This is a genomic window from Amycolatopsis sp. NPDC104587, from assembly GCF_055583645.1.
The window spans coordinates 130512-150588 of sequence record NZ_JBVJNO010000003.1 but is presented as its reverse complement, the minus strand read 5'-3'; the positions used below and the strand labels follow the sequence as shown (position 1 = coordinate 150588).

The window sequence follows — 20077 nt, the reverse complement described above, 5'->3', positions numbered from 1 at the left end:
GTGCCGCAGATCGTATATCATTTGGGATATCTTCTCGTACCGGCAGGCAGGAACCACGGATGACCAGCATCGGGCGGCCCGGCAAGATCATCGCGCTGCACCTCAACTACCGCTCCCGCGCCGCCCAGCGCGGCCGGGTGCCGCAGCAGCCGTCGTACTTCCTCAAGCCGCCGACGTCGGTGGCGGCGAGCGGGGACGTGCTCGAACGCCCGGCGGGCACTGAGCTCCTGGGGTTCGAAGGCGAGATCGCGCTGGTCATCGGCCGCACCGCCCGCCGCGTCACCCCCGAAGACGGCTGGTCTTACGTCGGCGGCGTCACCGCGGCCAACGACTTCGGCGTGTACGACCTGCGCTACGCCGACAAGGGCAGCAACCTGCGGTCCAAGGGCGGTGACGGGTTCACCCCGCTCGGCCCCGCGGTGCTGCCCGCCGCGGACGTCGACCCGACGACGCTGCGCCTGCGCACCTGGCTGAATGGCGAGCTGGTCCAGGAGGACACCACCGGCGACCTGCTCTTCGGCTTCGGCCGGCTGGTCGCCGACCTCTCGCAGCTGATCACCCTCGACCCCGGCGACGTCGTCCTGACCGGCACCCCCGCGGGCGCGTCGGTCGCCGTCCCCGGCGACGTCGTCGAGGTCGAGGTCGACACGGCCGGGCACACCACCGGCCGGCTGGTCACCACGATCACCGAAGGAACCGTCCCGTTCGGACCGTACGGCGCGCTCCCCCGCACCGACGAGCAGCAGCGGGCGGACGCCTACGGGACCTCCGAAGACTTCGAGCTGACCGCGGAACTGCGCAAAAAGCTCGAGTCCGTCGGCACCGCGACGCTGTCCGTCCAGCTCCGCAAGCGCGGGCTCGGCAACGTCTTCGTCGAAGGGCTCACTTCGACCCGGCCGGGCGCCCGGCTGACCGGCCGCGCCCGGACCCTGCGCTACCTCCCCCACCGCGAAGACCTGTTCAAGTCCCGCGGCGGCGGTTACAACGCCCAGAAGCAGGTGATCGACAGCCTCGGGCCCGGCGACGTCCTCGTCATGGAGGCCCGCGGGGAACGCGGCACCGGCACCGTCGGCGACATCCTGGCGCTGCGGGCGCAGGTCCGGGGCGCGGCCGGGATCGTCACCGACGGCGGGGTGCGCGACCTCGCGGCAGTGTCCGCTTTGGACATTCCCACCTACCACGCCGGGCCGCACCCGGCGGTGCTCGGGCGACGGCACGTGCCGTGGGACGTCGACGTCGCGATCGCCTGCGGGGGCGCGGCCGTGTGCCCGGGCGACGTGGTCGTCGGCGACGGCGACGGGGTCCTGGTCATCCCGCCCGACCTGGTCGAGGAGGTCGTCGACGCGGCGATCGAGCAGGAGCGGCAGGAGACGTTCATCGCCGAGCAGGTCGCCGCGGGCGAGCGCGTCGAGGGCCTCTACCCGATGGACGAGCACTGGCGCGGGAGGTACGCAGAATGGCTCGCGAAGCGGTGAACGGCGCCGCGATGAGCAAGTCGCGGATCGCCTACCAGTGGATCAAGGCCCGGATCGGCGACGGCACCTTCTCCCCCGGCTACCGCCTCGTCCTCGGCCAGCTCGCCCAGGAGCTCGGCGTGAGCGTGGTCCCGATCCGCGAGGCGATCCGGCTGCTCGAGGCCGAAGGCCTGGTGACGTTCGAACGCAACGTCGGCGCGCAGGTCGCCATGGTCGACAAGAGCGAGTACCAGCACACGATGCAGACCCTCGCACTGGTCGAGGGGTACGCGGCCGCGCTCGCCGCGCCCCACCTGGCCCCCGGCACGCTCGACAAGGCCCGCGCGCTGAACGCCGACCTGGCCGGCTGCCTCGGGCACTTCGAACCCGCGCGGTTCACCGCGCTCAACCGGGACTTCCACGCCGTGCTGTTCGACGCCTGCCCGAACCCGCAGGTCCTCGACCTGGTCCGGCGCGGCTGGGACCGCCTCGGCGGGCTGCGCACCTCGACGTTCAGCTTCGTGCCCGGCCGCGCCCGCGAGTCGGTGGCCGAGCACGAGCACATCCTCGCCCTGCTCGGCGACGGCGCGCCGGCCGCCGAGGTCGAGCGGGCCGTCCGCGACCACCGGCTGGCCACGCTCGACGCGTACCTCGCCTACCGCCACCCCTGACGCAGAAAGGCACCCCATGCGCTTCCGCTCCGACCCCCAGGCCATCCGCGGGTCGATCGCGCCGCTGATGACGCCGTTCACCGCCGGCGGCGCGGTGGACCACGACGGCCTGCAGAACCTCGTGCGCTGGCAGCTCGCCTCCGGCTCGCACGGCATCTCGATCGGCGGGTCCACCGGCGAACCGGGTTCCCAGACCGTCGCCGAACGCGCGGAGGCGATCCGCGCGGTGGCCGCGGCGGTCGGCGACCGGGTGCCGTTCGTGCCCGGCACCGGCTCGGCGAAGCTCGACGAAACCCTGGAGCTGACCGCCGCGGCGCGCGACGCCGGGATCGACGCGGCGCTCGTCATCACGCCGTACTACGCGCGGCCCACGCAGGACGCGCTGTTCGTCTGGTACCGCACGGTCTGCCGCGAGTTCCCCGACCTGCCGATCGTCGCCTACAACGTGCCGAGCCGGACCGCCGTCGACCTCGCGCCGGAGACGGTCGCGAAGCTCTACCGCTCGTGCGAGAACTTCGTCGGGATCAAGGAGACGACGAAGGACTTCGAGCACTTCTCCCGCGTGCTGCACCTCTGCGGCCGGGAGCTGCTGGTGTGGTCCGGGATCGAGCTGCTCTGCCTGCCGCTGCTGGCCCTCGGCGGCGCCGGGTTCGTCAGCGCGACGGCCAACATCGCCCCGGCCGCCTGCGCCGAGCTGTACACGGCGTGGCAGTCCGGCGACCACGAGCGCGCCCGCGAGATCCACTACGGCCTGCACCCGCTGGTCGACCTCCTGTTCGTCGAGACGAACCCGGCGCCGGGCAAGTGGGTCCTGCAGCAGCGCGGGCTGCTCGCGTCCGGGCACGTGCGGCCGCCGCTGATCCCGCCGACCGAAGCGGGTCTCGCCCGGATCAAGGGCCTGATGGCGGAAGGCGCGAAGTACCTGTCGCCGACCGAAGGCTTCACTGTGGAGGGGAAGGCATGACCCACTACGTCCCGGACGGACTGCCGGGCGAGCTCAAGCACCACATCGGCGGTGAGCTCGTCGACAGCGTCTCCGGCAAGACCTTCGACGTGCTCGACCCGGTGTCCAACACGCCGTACGTGACCGCCGCGGCGGGGCAGGCCGAGGACGTCGACCGGGCGGTGGCCGCCGCGCGCCGGGCGTTCACCGACGGCCCGTGGCCGCGGATGCTGCCGCGGGCCCGGGCCCGGGTGCTCAACAAGATCGCCGACGCCGTGGAGGCGCAGGACGCCCGGCTCGCCGAGCTGGAGACGTTCGACACCGGCCTGCCGATCACCCAAGCCCTCGGGCAGGCGCAGCGGGCGGCCGAGAACTTCCGGTTCTTCGCCGACCTCGTCGTCGCCCAAGCCGACGACACCTACCAGGTGCCCGGGCGGCAGGTGAACTACGTGCACCGCAAGCCGGTCGGGGTGGCCGGGCTGATCACGCCGTGGAACACGCCGTTCATGCTGGAGAGCTGGAAGCTCGCGCCCGCGCTGGCCTCGGGGTGCACGGTGGTGCTCAAGCCGGCCGAGTTCACGCCGCTGTCGGCGAGCCTGTGGGCGGGGATCTTCGCCGACGCCGGGCTGCCGGACGGTGTGTTCAACCTGGTCAACGGCTTCGGCGAGGAAGCGGGCGACGCGCTCGTCAAGCACCCGGACGTCCCGCTGATCTCGTTCACCGGCGAGACCACCACCGGCCAGACGATCTACCGCAACTGCGCGACCGGCCTCAAGGGCATGTCGATGGAGCTGGGCGGCAAGTCCCCGGCGATCGTGTTCGCCGACGCCGACCTCGACGCCGCGCTCGACTCGACGCTCTTCGGCGTGTTCTCCCTGAACGGTGAACGCTGCACCGCGGGCAGCCGGATCCTCGTCGAGCGCCCGATCTACGACGAGTTCTGCGAGCGGTACGCCGAGCGGGCGCGCAGCATCGTCGTCGGCGACCCACACGACCCGGCCACCGAGGTCGGCGCGCTGGTGCACCCCGAGCACTACGACAAGGTGATGAGCTACGTCGAGCTGGGCAAGGCGGAGGGCCGGCTGCTCGCGGGCGGCGGGCGTCCGTCCGGTCTGGACACCGGCAACTACGTGGCGCCCACGGTGTTCGCCGATGTCTCGTCGTCCGCGCGGATCTTCCAGGAGGAGATCTTCGGGCCGGTGGTCGCGTTGACGCCGTTCGACACCGAAGCCGAGGCTTTGGCGCTGGCCAACAACGTCAAGTACGGGCTGGCCGCGTACCTGTGGACGTCGGACCTGCGGCGGGCGCACACTTTCGCGCAGTCGGTCGAAGCCGGGATGGTCTGGCTGAACTCGCACAACGTGCGCGACCTGCGCACCCCGTTCGGCGGGGTCAAGGCGTCCGGCCTCGGCCACGAAGGCGGCTACCGCTCACTCGACTTCTACACCCACCAGCAGGCGATCCACGTCTCGCTCGGGCCGGTCCACACGGCCCGCTTCGGCAGCGTCCAGAAGGGACAGTCATGACCGCCACCCCGCCGGACGTCCTCCGCTGCGCCTACGCCGAACTGGTCGTCACCGACCTCGCCGCGTCCCGCGATTTCTACGTCGGCGTGCTCGGGCTGGTGGTGACCCACGAGGACGCCGAGGCGCTCTACCTGCGTGCCTTCGAGGAGTACCTGCACCATTCCCTGGTGCTGCGCAAGGGATCCACCCCCGCGCTGGCCGTGCTGGCCTACCGCGTCCGGAGCGCGGCGGACCTCGACCTCGCCGACGCGTACTACCGCGAGCTCGGCTGCCGGGTGGAGCGCCGGGCGGCCGGCGCGACCCGCGGCATCGGCGAGGCGGTCCGGGTCGAGGACCCGCTCGGGTTCCCGGTGGAGTTCTTCCACGAGGCCGAGCACGTCGAGCGGTTCACGCAGCGCTACGACGTCCACGGTGCGGGCGCGCTGGCGCGCCTGGACCACTTCAACCTCGACACCCCGGACGTCCCGGCGGCCCGGAAGTACTACGAGGGCCTGGGTTTCCGTGTGTCGGAAGACATCCAGGACGACGAAGGCACGGTGTACGCGGCCTGGTTGTTCCGCAAGCCGACCGTGCACGACGTCGCGCTGACCGGCGGTGACGGGCCGCGGCTGCACCACATCGCCTTCGCCGGTCACGAACGGCACCAGATCCTGCACATCTGCGACCACCTGGGCGCGCTGCGGCAGTCGGGCATGATCGAACGCGGGCCGGGCCGCCACGGCGTCTCGAACGCCTTCTACCTCTACGTCCGGGACCCCGACGGCCACCGCGTCGAGCTCTACACCCACGACTACTACACCGGCGACCCGGACAACCCGGTGATCACCTGGGACGTCCACGACAACCAGCGCCGCGACTGGTGGGGCAACCCGGTGGTGCCGAGCTGGTACACCGACGCGTCGGTCGTCCTGGACCTCGACGGCGAGGTGCGCCCGGTGCTCGAACGGGCCGAGCCGCGCGAAGCCGACGTCACCATCGGCGCGGACGGGTTCTCCTTCAGCACCGGCGAGGCCGAGTTCAAGCTAGGCGAGCAGGTGTGAGAACCACGCGCGCGTGCGGTCGAGAACGTCGATCTGGTGCGCGCGTCCGCGGATCGAGTGGCCCTCGCGCGGGTAGACGACGAACTCGTGGGGCCGGTCGCCGAGGGCCCAGTGCAGGAGTTCCGCCTGGGACAGCGGGACGTTCGTGTCGTCCTCGCCGTGCAGGATGAGGACGGGCGTGCGGATCTTCGTTGCATGAGTGATCGGGCTGTTGCGGGCGCCGCCGAGCCCGGCTTCGAACCGGCTGTGGTCGCCGGTGGCGGCCAGCAACGGCCAGTCGATGACCCCCGCGCCGACCACGGCCGCCTTGAACCGGTCGGTCTGCGTCACGGCCCAGGCGGCGAAGAACCCGCCGTGGCTCCAGCCGCCGATCCCGAGCCGGTCGGGGTCGGCGACACCCTCGGCGACCAGCAGGTCGATCCCGCCGAGGACGTCGGTGAGCTCGGCGCCGCCGACGTCCCCGGCGACGCACTCGGCGAAGGCGTGCCCGTGGCCGACGCCGCCGCGGGCGTTGGGCAGGAACACGGCGAAGCCGGCGGGCGCGAGCCACTGCCCCGACCCGTGCCAGCCCAGGTGGAACCGGTCGGCGTTCCGGTCGTACGGTCCGCCGTGGACGATGGTGACCAGCGGGAACGGCCCGTCGCCGCGGGTCTTTCCGGGCGGGAGGACCAGGACGCCGTCGAGGTCGAGGCCGTCCTCGGCGCGGCAGTGCAAGCGGTGCTGGGTGCCCCAGCGGATGCCCGCCGGGCCGGTCTCGCTGAGCCGGAGGAGCTTCTCCGGCGGTCCGGCGCAGACCTCGTCCGGCTCAGTCCCGGTGCTCGCGACCACCGCGATGTCGCCCGTGTCGCTCGCGGAGAGGCCGGTCAGGGAACCTCGTGCTTCCGCGACCTTCACGAACGTCCGGGTCGCGGGGTCGAGGCGGCGGACGCTCGTGTCGAGGCCTTCGGCGAACAACGCGAGCCCGCTTGGCGCGAGTTCCAGGGGACAGACGGTCATCCCGGCGGTCAGGTTGTGGTGCCCGGGCACGGTGAAGACGGCGCTCCCGCCGATCAGCCCGGGCGGAGTGAGGCCGAGGTAGGTCAGGCGCCATTCGTCTTCGTGGCGGAACCAGCTGAGGGAGGACGCTTCGAGCGCGGGGACACCGAGGTCTTCGACCGCACCGGTGGTGAGGTCGACGAGGTGCAGCCCGGGCTCGAAGACCCCGGGCTCCCGGTCGGCGCACGACCAGGTGAGCACGGCGACGGTCCGCCCGTCCGGCCGTGGCTCGACTTCGTCGACGTGCCGCTCGCCGAGGTCACCGAGCGGCCGGACGGCGCCGCTCGCGACGTCGGCCAGCCAGAGCCGGTCCGGGGCCACGGCCGTGTCCCACCGCGGCGACGCACTCCCGACCGACCGGACGCGCGGATCCGCCGGCTCCTCTTCGCCCGGCGCGATCAGCACCACCGAGTCCCCGCCGGGCAGCGGCGCGAACCCGGTCACTCCGGCGGCCAGGTCGGTCAGCCGCGACGGCTCGTCGTCCGCCAGGCCGATCCGGTGGAGCTGCGAGGTGCCGCGCTCACCCCGGTCGGAAAGGAAGAGCACCGCGTCCCCGGACCACCGCGGCTCGTGGTCCCGCGCCGGGCTCGGCGCGAGCTCCCGCGGCGGCGCACTGCCGTCGGCCGGCGCCAGCCACAGGCCGCTGACCAGGTGCCCGCCGACGCGGGAGGTCACGTACACGACCCACCGGCCGTCCGGGGAGATCCGCGGCGTGCGAGGCACGACCCGGTCCACCACGGTTTCCGCCGTCAGCTCCCCCACGCAGTACCCCCGTTCCGGTGGCACCAGTCTGCCAGGCCCATCCAACCGGCGGGTGAGACCGAACACCTCGCGGGGGTGTCCGGTGCGAGGGAGCGACGGGATGGACGTCGGTGGTCAGCTGCCGCCCGACTGGGAGCAGGCCGTGGAGTGGCTCAGCCTGCGCGTCGCGACGGCGGCGGAGCTGAAGCTCGACCTGAGCACCCGGCCGCCACCGCGCCGGATCCGCGCGACGGTCGCCGACTGCCTCGCCTTCGGACGCCCGCGCGAAGAGCTGCTCGGCGCGCTCCTGCTGGTGGTCGACGAGCTGGTGAGCAACGCGTACCGCCACTCCTCCCGGCCGTCGTGGCTGCAGGTGACGAGGCAGCGCGGCGGCCTGCTGGTGGAGGTGGCCGACGAAGACGACTCGATCGAGCCGGTGGCGGCCGGCAGCGGGTTCGGCCTGCGGCTGGTGGACCAGCTTTCGCACGGCTGGGGCGTCCGGACCACCCCGGCCGGCAAGGTCGTGTGGGCGCTGGTGCCGAACCGGACGTTCCTCGAACGCTGAGCCCGCCGCCCTCAGCCCGTGCGCAGCTCACCCCGCGACCGCACCTTCAGCTTCCGCAGCACGTTGGCCACGTGCTGCTCGACCGTCCGCCGGGACAGGAACAGCACCTCCGCGATCTCGCGGTTCGTGTGCCCGTCGGTCAGCAGCCGGGCGACGTCGCGCTCGCGGGGTGAGAGCTCGTCCCCGTATCCCCGGCGGCCGCGCCGGGACGGCGCGGTCGCCCCCGTCGAGCGGAAGGTGTGGCGGCAACGGGCCGCGTCCCGGGTCGCGCCCAGGGCCGCGAAGACGTCCGCCAGGTCGCCGAACTCCGCGGCCGCCGTGCCCTCGCCGCTGTCCAGCCGGCACCGCGCCCGCCGTTCCGCCGCCAGCGCCGCCGAGTAGGGCGCCGGGAGCCGCTCGTACCGGTCGCGGGCTTCGTCGAACGCCTTCACCGCGTCGGCGACCTCACCGTCGTGGGCGGCGACGATCCCGCGTCCCTCGGCGAGGACCGCGGCCGCCATCGGCGCGTCCAGGACACTCGTCTCGCACTCCAGCTCGGCCAGCAGCTCCCGGGCGGCGCCGACGCGGCCGGTCCGGCAGAACGCCTCTGCCGCCGCCGGGACCAGGTCCCCCGCCCAGGCCCAGACTCCCTTGGTGCGCAACAGCTCCAGCCCGCGCGCGGCCTCGGCCGCCGCCGCGTCGACGGCGTCCTGCGCGAGCAGCATCCCGGCGATCCCGCCGTGCGCGGCCACCACCACCGGGGTGAACGCGTTCTCCGGCCGGTCGACGCCGGTGGCCGCGAAGCAGGCCGCCGCGCGGTCCCAGGCGCCCCGCGCGGTGGCGAGCAGGCCCAGGACCAGCGACAGCTCGCTGGTGACCGGCAACAGGTCGCGGTACTCCGCCAGCAGCGCGAGCGCGCGCTCGTCCAGCCCCGCCCACGCGCCGCCGAGCCAGTCGATGTGCACCCCCGTGGTCCGCGCCGTGCTGACCACGTACGGCGTCCCGGAGTCGGCCGCGAGCTGCATCCCGCGTTCCAGCAGGCCCCGCGCCCGGCGGTGGTGCCCGGTCCACGCGCCCGCGTCGGCGGCGTTGCAGTAGAGCCGCGCGAGCTGGCGCTGTTCCTCGGCCGTCCCGGCGACGGCCGGCGCGCCGTCGAGCGACGCCCAGGCCCGCGGGTCGCCGGTGTGCAGGCGGGACGGGATGTTGTTGGCCATCAGGGTGAGCCGCAGCCGCGCGTCGGCCGCGGTCTCGATCAGCGTGTCGACCCGGTCGAGCCACGGCCGGTGGACGCGCAACGGCGTCGCGCCGATCCACGGCTGGGCGAGCACCGCCATGCCACGCCCGGCCAGGTCCGGGCGGTGCCCGAGGCCGGCCAGCGCCACCTCGATCTCGGCCCGGGCCGCCTCCAGCCCGCCGGCCTGCCGGATGAGCAGCAGACCCAGGCTCAGCCGGATCTCCGCCGACAGCCGGCCGGACAACCGGTCGTCGGTCAGCAGCGCCTCCAGCGTCGCGACGACCTCGGCCTGGGAGACGTCGTTGTTGGCCACCGAAGCCAGCTTCGCGGCCAGTCTGTCCACATCGGACGGTTCGAGGTCGGGGGCGGCCAGCAGCGCCCGCACCAGCCCGATGGCCGTCGCCGGGTCGCCGACGTCGATCGCGCGGTCGGCCGCGGCCTCGCCGTACCGCAGGGCGTCGGCGGTGTCACCGGCCTTGCGGCTGTGCTCGGCCAGCCGCACCAGGGGCGCCGGCCGGCGGCCGGCCAGCGCGCGGACCACCCGCCGGTGCAGCTCCTGGCGCGAGGGTCCCGGGATCGTCCCGTACGCGGCCTGCTGCGCGAGCTCGTGCCGGAAGCCGTAGCGGCACTCGGCCACCTCGACCAGCACGGCGCGTTCGAGGGCCAGGACCAGCGCGTGCCGCCCGCGAGCCGCGCCGAGTCCCGCGACCGTCGTGAGCAGCTCGGCCGGCGCGGGTTCCGCGAGCACCGCGGCGGCTTCGGTGATCCGGCGCGCGGCGAGCGGCAGGGTCGCGAGCCGCTCGACCGTCGCTTCCCGCAGCAGCGCGGGCACCTCGGCGGTGTCGAGCAGCCGCCGCGCGGCCGCGCCGTCGGCGTGCACCGCACCGGCGGGGTTGCGCAGCGCGTGCAGGGTCTCCTCGACGACGAACGGGATCCCGGCCGTGCGTTCGTGCAGCCGCGCGGCGAACGCGGCGGACACCCCGGGCTCGCCGAGCAGGGCGCCGGCCAGCCGCCGCACGCCGTCCGGGCCGAGCGGGCCCAGCCGCACGAGCGTGGTCGAGCTGCCCGGCGCCGGCCGGTGCGCGCGGCCCAGCGGGAGGTCGCCGGGCACGTCCTCGGGCCGGTAGCTCACCACCAGCACCGTCCCGGGCGGCAGGTCGCTCATCAGGAACCGCAGCAGCCGCCGGGACCCGTCGTCGGCCCAGTGCAGGTCTTCGACCACCAGCACCAGCGGTCCCAGCAGGTCCAGCAGTTCGCGGACCGCGCGGAAGAAGCGGTGGGCTTCGGCGCGGCCGTCACCCAGGGGCTCCGGGGCCGGCGGCAGCTGCGGCGCCAGCTCCGGCAGGTACCGGCCGAGGACACCGGCGAGCGGGCTCAGCCGCGCCGCGGCCGGCAGGTACTTCCCCGCGTCGCCGAGCGCTTCGACGAGGACGCCGTACGGGAACGGCTCCCGCAGCGGCTGGCAGCAGCCGGCCAGCACGCGCGTCCGGGCGAGCTCCGGGCGGGCCAGCAGCTCGCCGGCCAGCCGGGTCTTGCCGACCCCCGCCTCCCCTTCGAGCACGAGCACCGCGGGCGGGCGCGCGGCGGCGGACACGAGCGCGGCGAGCTCGTCCGCCCGCCCGATCAGGACCGGTGAACTGGTCCTGGCCACGATCCCGTCCGTCATCACCGTCCCCCGCCTGAAAGCGGCACCGCCACCCGGACCACCCTGTCCGAATGGTCCGGAGCTTAGGTCCGCCGCTCGGGCGCGCGGAACCCGCGCGAGCGGGCACGGAACTTTCGTAGGGGCGACGCCGGAGCCATTAGTTACGTAGCCCTACGGGGCGCTGCCTCGCTTGTTAGTGCAGGTGATCACCCCCGAGAGTGAGACGGCGGTGGCTCTCGGTCACCTGGCCGCGCCGCGCACCGATTCACCTGTTCGAGTGAGTGGAGCTGAAGCATGCGCACAGTTCATCGGAAGGCGGTCGTCCTCGCCGCGGCGGTCCTGGCCACCCTGGCCACGACCGGCGCGGCCGCCGCCGCCCAGCCGGAAGGCAGCGTGGTCGCGGCCGGCCGGCACTACGGCGACCAGTACATCGTGGTGCTCAAGGACGCCCAGGGGCTCGCGAACCCGGCGTCGCTGGCCGGCCGGTACGGCGGCGAAGTCCGGTCGACCTACAGCCGCGTCCTGCACGGGTTCTCCGCGCGGCACCTCACCGCGGCGCAGGCGCGGCGGCTGGCGGCCGACCCGGCGGTGGCGGCGGTCTACGAAGACGGCACGGCGACGATCGCCGGCACCCAGGCCAACCCGACCTGGGGCCTGGACCGCATCGACCAGGCGAACCTCCCCCGCGACAAGTCCTACACCTACCCCAACACCGGCGAAGGCGTCACGGCCTACGACCTCGACACCGGCATCAAGCCGGACAACCCGGAGTACGAAGGCCGCGCGTCGATCGGCAAGGACTTCGTCGGCGGGAACGGCAGCGACTGCAACGGCCACGGCACGCACACCGCCGGGACGATCGGCAGCAAGACCTACGGCGTCGCGAAGAAGGTCAAGCTCGTCGGGCTCAAGGTGCTCGGCAACGACTGCTCCGGCAACGGCCCGGACTCCGCCGCGGTCGACGCGATCGAGTGGGTGACGGCCAACGCCGTCAAGCCCGCGGTGGCCAACATGAGCCTGACCATGGACCAGGTCGGCGTGGGCGACGACGCGATCAAACGCTCGATCGCGGCCGGGATCGTCTACTCGGTGGCCGCGGGCAACAGCTCCACCGACGCCTGCAACACCAGCCCGGCGCACGTGCCGGAAGCGATCACGGTGAACGCCTCCGACGAGAACGACAACCGGGCGTCGTTCTCCAACTACGGCACCTGCACCGACCTCTTCGCGCCGGGCAACAACATCACCTCGCTCGGGCTGTCCAACGGCAGCAGCGCGAACATGAGCGGCACCTCGATGGCGACCCCGCACGTCACCGGCGCGGCCGCGCTCTACCTGGCCGCGAACCCGGGCGCGACGGCCCAGCAGGTGCGCGACGCGCTCGTCCGCGGCGCCACCTCGGGCGTGGTCAAGAACGCCGGGAGCGGCTCGCCGAACAAGCTGCTCAACGTGTCGTTCATCGGCGGCGGCACCCCGCCGTCCCGGTGCGGCGCGAAGTCGAACACCACCCCGGTGGCCATCCCGGACGCCGGGGCCGCGGTGACCAGCTCGGTGACCCAGGACGGCTGTGACGGCAAGGCGTCCGCGTCGCTGGCGGTGAAGGTGGACATCAGCCACTCCTACCCCGGTGACCTGGTGATCGACCTCGTCGGCCCGAGCGGCGCGGTCTTCGGACTGCAGAAGGCCGGTGGCTCCGGGACGGCGTCGGGCGTCCACACCACCTGCTCGGTGAACGCGGCGAGTGAGGCCGCGAACGGCACCTGGCAGCTGCGGGTGCAGGACGTCTACCGGTTCGACACGGGGACGATCGACGGTTTCACGATCACCTTCTGACGCGGGCGGGGCGGGAGGCCGTGGCGCGGCGGCCTCCCGCCCGTTCGTCCCTATTGGACGGTCAGGGTGTACTTGGCCGTCGCCGTCTTGCCGGTCGAATCCTTCGCCGTCACGGTGACCGGGTAGGTCCCGCGCTGGAACGGCCCGACCACCTGCATCTGCGAGGTCCCGGCGCCGTTCACCGTGGAAGGGTTGAAGAACGGCGCGAACGACAGGCCGGTCCCCGACAGCGTCACGGTGCCGGTGCCGCCGGACACGGTGACCGTCGCGGTGGTGAAGAAGCCGGGCTGCACGGTCCCGCTGCCGGGGTTGACGCTCACCTTCAGGTCGCCGGTGGGCGGTTGGCCGGTGCCGACGGTCAGGGTCAGCTTCGCGGTCGCCGTGCCGCTCGGGCCGGTGCCGGTGACCGTGACCGGGTAGTCCTGCTGCGGGGTGTTCGCGGCCGTCTCGATGGTCAGCTTTGCGGTGTCACCGGAGGTGATCGTCGCCGGCTGGAACGTCGCCTTCGCCCCCGCCGGCAGGCCCGACGCGGTCAGGTCGACCTTCTCGCTCCCGTTCTGGCCCGCGGTGCTGGTCACCGTGGCCGAGACGTACTTGCCCGGGTCGACCTTGACGCTGCCGGGCGTGACCCCGAGGCCGAAGGTCTGCGGCGGGGTGACGTCGCCGATCTGCTGCGCGACCCAGTCGCCCATGTCGTTGTTCAGGCGCCCGTAGACGCTGTACCACTTGAAGTCGCTGCGGCTCCACGAGGCGACACCGGTGACCTTGCCGTCGACGATCAGCGGGCCGCCGCTGTCGCCGGGCAGGATCGTCACGTGGCCGTCGGAGTACCCGCTGCAGATCATCGTGGCTTCCTGGAAGCCGGCGCCGACGCCGCTGCAGTTGCTCCCGGCCACGACCGGCAGGCTGAACTTCGTCAGCGTGACGTCGCGGGTGTTGTCGTTGAAGTCCTTCTTCCCGTACCCGAGGCCCAGCCCGGTCTTGCCCGGCTTGTTCAGGTCGGTGTCGGCCGACGTCGCCACCTTGGCGTACTTCCCGCCCGGCACCGGGATGTCCCGGTCGGTGGTCACGACCGCGACGTCGTACCCCTGGTCGAAGTTGACGTACTTGGGGTGCGTGTCATAGCTGGTGACGCCGATGGGCGTGCCGCCGCCGGCGTTGAGGTCGTCCAGTCCGTACAGGAAGGACTTCTGCCCTTCGGCGGCCTTGCAGTGGGCGGCGATGAGGATCTTCCGCGGCGCGACCACCGAGCCGGTGCAGGTCTGCCCCAGCGGCCGGGTGCCGCCCTCGCGCAGGCCGGCGATGATGAACGGGTAGTCGGCCACCGAAGCCGGCGACCCGCCGACCGAAGACGGCGAAACCCCGGCCGGCAGCGGGGTTCCGCCGAGCGGGGTGACCGCGGGCGGGTTCCCGGCCGCCCCGGCGTCGGGGACGGCGAACAGCGGCAGGGCGAGGACGGCGGCGAACGCCCCCAGCAAGCGTTGTCTCGAGTTCACGGCAGCTCCTTAGGTTGCTGCCGGTCACCTTCCGGTGACGCCGGGTGCGAGAACAACCGGGGAGCCACCCCGTACGGCTACGGAACTATTGCCCGGCGAGGAGCTCGCCGAGCACGCGCCGGGCGGCCACGGCGTCGGCGTCGTCCCGGCCCAGGGCCTGCGCGCAGGCGACGAGGGTCTTCCAGAGGGCCCACCCGCGGCCGCGCGCCCAGCTCGCGTCGTCGACGGACAACCGCTCGCGGAACGCCTCGCGGGCGTCGCCGGTCAGCAGCGTCCACGCGATGGCGACGTCGCAGGCCGGATCACCGGCGCCACAGGTCCCGAAGTCGAGGACGGCGGCCAGCTCGCCGTTTTCGAGCAGGAGGTTTCCCGCGGCGACGTCACCGTGGAACCAGCGCGTCACGCCGTCCCAGGGGGCGTCCACCGCGGTCTTCCAGACCTCGCGGACCCGGGCGGCGTCGACGTGGCCTTCCAGCTTCGCGAGCGCGCGCTCGGCCGTTTCTTCGTACGTGCGCACTGTCCCGCCCCGGAACCAGTTGTGCTTCCCGGGCGCGGGCGCGCCGGCCGGGTCGACGCTCTGCAGGGCGGCCAGGAACCCGGCCAGGTCGTGCGCGAACCGGACGGGGTCGGCGATCCGGTCGGCTCGGGCGGGCTCACCGTCGAGCCAGGCGTAGACCGACCACGGGTGCGGATACCCCGCGCCGGGCCGGCCCGCCCCCAGCGGGACGGGGATCGGGAGCGGCAGCCGCGGCGCGAGCACCGGCAGCCACCGTTGTTCCTTCGCGACGGCCAGGGCGTATTCGGACGCGCTGGGCAGCCGCACCACCTTGTCCGCACCCAGGTGAAAGGTCCAGTTGTCCCAGCCGCCGCGGGCCACCGGCCGCACCGGGAGCCCGGCCCACTCCGGGAACTGCCCGGCGACGAGCCGGCGCACCTGACCGACGTCAACGGTCAGGCGCCGCGGCACCGGACCAAGCGAAAACGAACTGTTCACCGCACCAGATCCTGCCACTTTCCCTGAGAAAGATGCGGCACCTCACACGAACTTCACGCCACTTTCCCTGAGAAAGATGCAAGGCCTCACACGGACTTCACGTCGGTGAGCAGTTGCTCGTGGTCGCCGGGGTCGCGCAGCTTCGGCGCTTCGAGCAGGCCGGCCGCCGGGTCATCCGCGCGCACGGCCGCGAGGAAGCGGACGACCGCGCGGGGCTCCGGGTGCACCTCGCGGCCCAGGTAGGCCAGGACGGTCGAAGCGTCGCCGCCGGCGTCCTCGATCGCGGCCGCCCACCCGTGCACCTCGTCCCAGACGAGCGACAGGTCGTGGCCGGGAAAGCGGTCCAGCCGCCAGTCGAGGGCGATGTACGCGGCGGCGGGCGTGCCCGCGTCGAGCGTGCAGGACTCCAGTCCCACCCCCACCGCCCGGGCGACGGCGCCGAGGTACCTCCGCAGCCGCCGCTCGAACGAGAACTCCGTGTCGCGCCCGAAGTCGATCAGAATGCTCAACGCCGCCTCGCTTTCCCGTGCCGCCGCGGGATCCCCGCGGTCCGAGCGCCGGATACCCCGCCCCGGGGCGATCAACCGCGCCGTTCCCACCTCGCGGGACACCCGGATCTTCCTCACGCCGGAGGCACGGTGCGCCCGCTCTTCCCGTGAGGCAGGATCAGGTGGTGACCACCCAACGGGCCGGTGCCCCCGAAGCCCCGGCCTTCCCCGACCACGAAGCCCGTGTCGACGCCCTGCGGCGGCAGCTCTCCGCCCTCGGCGGCGAAAGCACCGTCCGGCTGGCGAAACGGACGTCCAACCTCTTCCGCGCCCGAACCCGGACGAAACACCCGGGCCTGGACGTCTCCGGGTTCACCCACGTGCTGCGCGTCGACCCCGAGACCCGCACCGCCGACGTCGAAGGCATGGTCACCTACGAGCAGCTCGTCGACGCGACGCTGCCGCACGGCCTGATGCCGCTGGTCGTCCCGCAGCTGAAGACGATCACCCTCGGCGGCGCGGTGACCGGGCTCGGCATCGAGTCCTCGTCGTTCCGCAACGGCATGCCGCACGAGTCGGTGCTGGAGCTCGAGGTGCTCACCGGCGACGGCGGGATCGTCGTCGCGCGCCCGGACAACGAGCACAGCGCCCTGTTCCACGGCTTCCCCAACTCCTACGGCTCCCTCGGCTACGCCCTCCGGCTGCGGATCCTGCTGGAGCCGGTGAAGCCCTTCGTGCGGGTGCGCCACGTCCGCCACCGCGACCGGGAGACCTACTTCACCGCGCTGGGCGAGATCTGCCGGACCAGCGAGTTCGAGGGTGCGCACGTCGACTTCGTGGACGGCACGGTGTTCGGCCCGGACGAGCTGTACCTCACGCTCGGCACGTTCACCGACCACGCGCCGGCGACGAGCGACTACACCTGGCTGGACATCTACTACCGCTCGATCCAGCGGCGCGAGACCGACCACCTGACCGTCCGGGACTACCTCTGGCGCTGGGACACCGACTGGTTCTGGTGCTCCCGCGCGTTCGGCGTGCAGCACCGGCTGCCGCGGCTGCTGCTCGGCCGGCGGCTGCTGCGCTCGTCGGTGTACTGGAAGGCCGTGGCGCTCGACCGCCGGTTCAAGATCGCCGACAAGCTCTTGAAGCTCCGGCGCATGCCGCCCGAGGAGACGATCGTCCAGGACATCGAGGTGCCGCTCGTACGCGCCGCGGAGTTCCTCGAGTTCTTCGAGCGGGAGATCCCGATCAGCCCGGTCTGGATCTGCCCGCTGCGCCAGCGGCCCGGCGGTGTCCGCTGGCCGCTCTACGAGCTGAACCCGGACGAGCTGTACGTCAACTTCGGGTTCTGGTCGGCCGTCCCCCTCGACCCCGGCGAGCGGGACGGCGTGCACAACCGGATGATCGAAGCCGAGGTCACCCGGCTCGGCGGGCACAAGTCGCTCTATTCGGACAGCTTCTACGCCGAGGACGAGTTCTGGCGGCTCTACAACGGCGACGTCTACCGGGACCTCAAGCGGACCTACGACCCCGCCGGGCGGCTGCTCGGCCTCTACGAAAAATGCGTCCGCCGCCGGTGAAAGGAACCATCGTGACCCAGGAAAACACCTCCGTCGGCGCCGTCTTCGAGCGCCTGCTCGGCCCGCGGGCCCAGGTGTCGATCACCGCCTACGACGGCAGCAGCAGCGGCCCGGCCGACGCGCCGGTGGCCATCGAGGTGCGCTCGCCGCTGGCGCTGGACTACCTGATGTCCTCCCCCGGCGACCTCGGCCTCGCCCGCGCGTACGTCGCCGGCGCGCTGGACGTCACCGGCGACCTCTACACGGCGCTGCACGCCCTCTCGGCCCAGGTCGACCAGCTCTCGACGGCCGACCGCGTGTGGCTGCTGCGCCGGCTCGGGCCCCGCCACCTGCGGCTGGTCAAGCCGCCGGCCGAGGAGCACCCGAGCCGGTTCCGCCGCGGCATGACCGCGCTGCGGCACTCGAAGGAGCGCGACAGCGAGGCCATCGCCAGCCACTACGACGTGTCCAACCGGTTCTACGAGCTGGTCCTCGGCCCGTCGATGGCCTACACGTGCGCCGTCTACCCGTCGGCGGAGGCCACCCTCGAGGAGGCCCAGGCGAACAAGTTCGACCTGATCTGCCGCAAGCTCGGCCTCAAGCCGGGGATGCGGCTGCTCGACGTCGGCTGCGGCTGGGGCGGCATGGTCGCGCACGCCGTCCGGCACTACGGCGTCGAAGCGCTCGGTGTCACCCTTTCGCGTGAACAGGCGCAGTGGGCACAGAAGAACGTCGTCGCCCTCGGCCTCGCCGACCGCGCCGAGATCCGCCACCTCGACTACCGGGACGTCACCGAGACGGGGTTCGACGCGATTTCGTCGATCGGCCTGACCGAGCACATCGGCGCGCGCAACGTGCCCGGGTACTTCCGCTTCCTCGCCGGCAAGCTCAAGCCGCACGGGCGCCTGCTCAACCACTGCATCACCAACCCGGACAGCAGCGTCGCCCACCGCTCCCGCGGGTTCATCGACCGGTACGTCTTCCCGGACGGCGAGCTGGAGTCGCCCGGCGAGCTCGTCACGGCGATGCACGACGCCGGCCTCGAGGTCCGGCACACCGAGAACCTGCGCGAGCACTACGCGACGACGCTGGGGGCGTGGTGCGCCAACCTCGACGAACACTGGGACGAGGCGGTCGCCGAGGCCGGCCCCGGGCGCAGCCGCGTGTGGGCGCTCTACCTCGCGGCCTGCCGGCTGGCGTTCGAACGGCGGGAGATCGAGCTGCACCACATCCTCGGGGTGCGGACCGACAGCGAGGGCGGAATGGGCATACCGCTGCGCCCCGATTGGGGAGTTTGACGACCGGACTAGCCCGTCCGGACCGGTAATGGGAGGATGGTCGTGAGACCGGGTGTCCGAACGGGACGTCCAGGCTCACTACAAAGAGTAGGTATGGGTATGGCTCAGGGCAGTGTCAAGTGGTTCAACGGCGAAAAGGGCTTCGGCTTCATCGCGCAGGACGGCGGGGGTCCGGACGTGTTCGTCCACTACTCCGAGATCCAGGGCAGCGGCTTCAAGTCGCTCGACGAGGGCCAGCGCGTGGAGTTCGAAATCGGCCAGGGCCAGAAGGGCCCGCAGGCCCAGCGCGTCAGCGTCATCTGAGCCACGAGGCACCCAGGCCCTCGTCCCGGCACTCGCCGGGGCGGGGGCCTTTCTCGTTCGCGCCACACTGCGGGTTTACAACGGTCAGGTAACGTGGAGGGTGCCGAGAGCCCCTCGGATGCCGGCGTCCTGCCGGTCTCGCTCCCGGCTCACGGGCATCGAGGCGGATCGCCGGACAGGAGCGGCGGCACGTCCAGCCCCACCGCAGACCGCTGACCGCCGGGTGTTCCGCTCCCCGGCCACCCGTGCGTGAGCCCCCGCTCCGCGCGCGAACGACATCGAAACGAGTAGTGCATGACAGCCTCCGTGAAGGCTCCCCGTCCCGTCGCGAAACCCGTGCTCTCCGGCCGTCAGACCGTGGCCGAGCTGATCACCATCCGCACGTTCCTCCTCGTCCCGTTCCTCGCGCTCGCCGCGGCCGTCCCGGTGTTCTGGGGCTGGGGCGTCAGCTGGCTCGACCTGACCATCGGCGGCGCGTTCTTCGTGCTGTCGACCCTCGGCATCACCGTCGGCTACCACCGCTACTTCACCCACGGCGCGTTCCGCGCCAAGCGCGCGCTCCGGATCGCGCTGGCCATCGCCGGCGGGCTCGCCGCGCAGGGCCCGGTGATCGGCTGGGTCGCCGACCACCGCCGGCACCACGCCTTCTCCGACCGGGAGGGCGACCCGCACTCGCCGTGGCTGTTCGGCACGTCGCCGATGGCGCTGGCGCGCGGCTTCTGGCACGCCCACATGGGGTGGCTCTTCGGACGCGACAAGACCAACATCGACCGCTTCGCCCCCGACCTGGCGGCCGACCGCGACATGCGCGTCGTCGACCGGCTCTTCCCGCTCTGGGTCGTGGTGAGCCTGCTGATCCCGCCGCTGCTCGGTGGCCTGATCACCCTTTCGTGGTGGGGCGCGCTGACCGCGTTCCTCTGGGCCGGCCTGGCGCGGATCTCCTTCCAGCACCACGTGACGTGGTCGGTGAACTCGATCTGCCACATGATCGGCGAACGCCCGTTCACCAGCCGGGACCGCTCGGCGAACTTCTGGCCGCTGGCCATCCTGTCGATGGGTGAGTCCTGGCACAACACCCACCACGCCGACCCGACCTCGGCCCGCCACGGCGCACAGCGCGGGCAGATCGACATCTCGGCGCGGGTCATCTGGTTGTTCGAGAAGCTCGGCTGGGCGTGGAACGTCCGCTGGCCGACAGCCAAGCGGCTCGCCGCCCTCGCGCGCTGACCCACTTGCCGGAACCGCCTCCGCAGCCTCGACGGCCGCGGAG

16 protein-coding genes are annotated in these 20077 nt (G+C 72.7%); 11 read left to right on the top strand and 5 right to left on the bottom strand.

Annotated features, from left to right (window positions below):
• Positions 1–59 precede the first annotated feature (59 nt).
• The 5 genes from ACZ61C_RS08815 to hpaD are packed head-to-tail and all read left to right on the top strand — an operon-like array spanning position 60 to position 5634.
• Entirely contained in the window at positions 60–1475 is a 1416-nt protein-coding gene (locus ACZ61C_RS08815; protein ID WP_465304485.1) for a fumarylacetoacetate hydrolase family protein, read from the top strand.
• Positions 1457–2125, top strand: a complete 669-nt coding sequence (locus ACZ61C_RS08810; protein ID WP_465304483.1) for a GntR family transcriptional regulator — start codon at positions 1457–1459, stop codon at positions 2123–2125. The genes ACZ61C_RS08815 and ACZ61C_RS08810 overlap by 19 nt, the downstream gene beginning before the upstream one ends.
• Positions 2126–2141: 16 nt before the next feature.
• Positions 2142–3089: a 4-hydroxy-tetrahydrodipicolinate synthase gene (dapA, locus tag ACZ61C_RS08805; protein ID WP_465304481.1), complete on the top strand. Its 948-nt coding sequence runs from the start codon at positions 2142–2144 to the stop codon at positions 3087–3089.
• On the top strand, positions 3086–4594 hold the full coding sequence (gene hpaE, locus ACZ61C_RS08800) for a 5-carboxymethyl-2-hydroxymuconate semialdehyde dehydrogenase (protein ID WP_465304479.1): 1509 nt from the start codon (positions 3086–3088) through the stop codon (positions 4592–4594). Before dapA ends, hpaE begins: the two co-directional genes overlap by 4 nt.
• Positions 4591–5634: a 3,4-dihydroxyphenylacetate 2,3-dioxygenase gene (gene hpaD / locus ACZ61C_RS08795; protein WP_465304477.1), complete on the top strand. Its 1044-nt coding sequence runs from the start codon at positions 4591–4593 to the stop codon at positions 5632–5634. The genes hpaE and hpaD overlap by 4 nt, the downstream gene beginning before the upstream one ends.
• On the opposite strand, the gene ACZ61C_RS08790 is transcribed toward hpaD, so the two are convergent.
• Positions 5617–7431: a S9 family peptidase gene (locus ACZ61C_RS08790; RefSeq protein WP_465304475.1), complete on the bottom strand. Its 1815-nt coding sequence runs from the start codon at positions 7429–7431 to the stop codon at positions 5617–5619. The two genes, hpaD and ACZ61C_RS08790, sit on opposite strands and share 18 nt — an antisense overlap.
• A gap of 100 nt (positions 7432–7531) precedes the next feature.
• On the opposite strand from ACZ61C_RS08790, the gene ACZ61C_RS08785 reads away from it, so the two are divergent.
• Positions 7532–7975, top strand: a complete 444-nt coding sequence (locus ACZ61C_RS08785) for an ATP-binding protein (protein WP_465304473.1) — start codon at positions 7532–7534, stop codon at positions 7973–7975.
• Between the two features lie 11 nt (positions 7976–7986).
• On the opposite strand, the gene ACZ61C_RS08780 is transcribed toward ACZ61C_RS08785, so the two are convergent.
• Entirely contained in the window at positions 7987–10854 is a 2868-nt protein-coding gene (locus ACZ61C_RS08780; protein ID WP_465304471.1) for an ATP-binding protein, read from the bottom strand.
• A 273-nt stretch (positions 10855–11127) separates the two neighbouring features.
• Between ACZ61C_RS08780 and ACZ61C_RS08775 the strand changes: the two genes are divergently transcribed.
• The gene (locus ACZ61C_RS08775; RefSeq protein ID WP_465304469.1) at positions 11128–12666 is read left to right on the top strand and encodes a S8 family peptidase; all 1539 of its coding nucleotides are present in this window, start codon (positions 11128–11130) and stop codon (positions 12664–12666) included.
• Between the two features lie 50 nt (positions 12667–12716).
• On the opposite strand, the gene ACZ61C_RS08770 is transcribed toward ACZ61C_RS08775, so the two are convergent.
• From ACZ61C_RS08770 to ACZ61C_RS08760, 3 genes are all read right to left on the bottom strand, one after another.
• Positions 12717–14162: a trypsin-like serine protease gene (locus ACZ61C_RS08770; protein ID WP_465304467.1), complete on the bottom strand. Its 1446-nt coding sequence runs from the start codon at positions 14160–14162 to the stop codon at positions 12717–12719.
• A gap of 85 nt (positions 14163–14247) precedes the next feature.
• Positions 14248–15129, bottom strand: coding sequence for an aminoglycoside phosphotransferase family protein (locus ACZ61C_RS08765; RefSeq protein WP_465304465.1), 882 nt, complete (start codon positions 15127–15129; stop codon positions 14248–14250).
• Between the two features lie 113 nt (positions 15130–15242).
• Positions 15243–15665 carry a DUF6292 family protein gene (locus ACZ61C_RS08760; protein ID WP_465304463.1) on the bottom strand — a complete coding sequence of 141 codons (423 nt, stop codon included), beginning with the start codon at positions 15663–15665 and terminating at the stop codon, positions 15243–15245.
• Positions 15666–15829: 164 nt separating this feature from the next.
• Between ACZ61C_RS08760 and ACZ61C_RS08755 the strand changes: the two genes are divergently transcribed.
• From ACZ61C_RS08755 to ACZ61C_RS08740, 4 genes are all read left to right on the top strand, one after another.
• Entirely contained in the window at positions 15830–17227 is a 1398-nt protein-coding gene (locus ACZ61C_RS08755) for an FAD-binding oxidoreductase (protein WP_465304461.1), read from the top strand.
• The gene (locus ACZ61C_RS08750) at positions 17209–18504 is read left to right on the top strand and encodes a class I SAM-dependent methyltransferase (protein WP_465304459.1); all 1296 of its coding nucleotides are present in this window, start codon (positions 17209–17211) and stop codon (positions 18502–18504) included. The genes ACZ61C_RS08755 and ACZ61C_RS08750 overlap by 19 nt, the downstream gene beginning before the upstream one ends.
• Positions 18505–18603: 99 nt before the next feature.
• On the top strand, positions 18604–18807 hold the full coding sequence (locus tag ACZ61C_RS08745; RefSeq protein WP_004558414.1) for a cold-shock protein: 204 nt from the start codon (positions 18604–18606) through the stop codon (positions 18805–18807).
• A 294-nt stretch (positions 18808–19101) separates the two neighbouring features.
• Positions 19102–20034, top strand: coding sequence for an acyl-CoA desaturase (locus ACZ61C_RS08740; RefSeq protein ID WP_465304457.1), 933 nt, complete (start codon positions 19102–19104; stop codon positions 20032–20034).
• Positions 20035–20077: the final 43 nt, after the last annotated feature.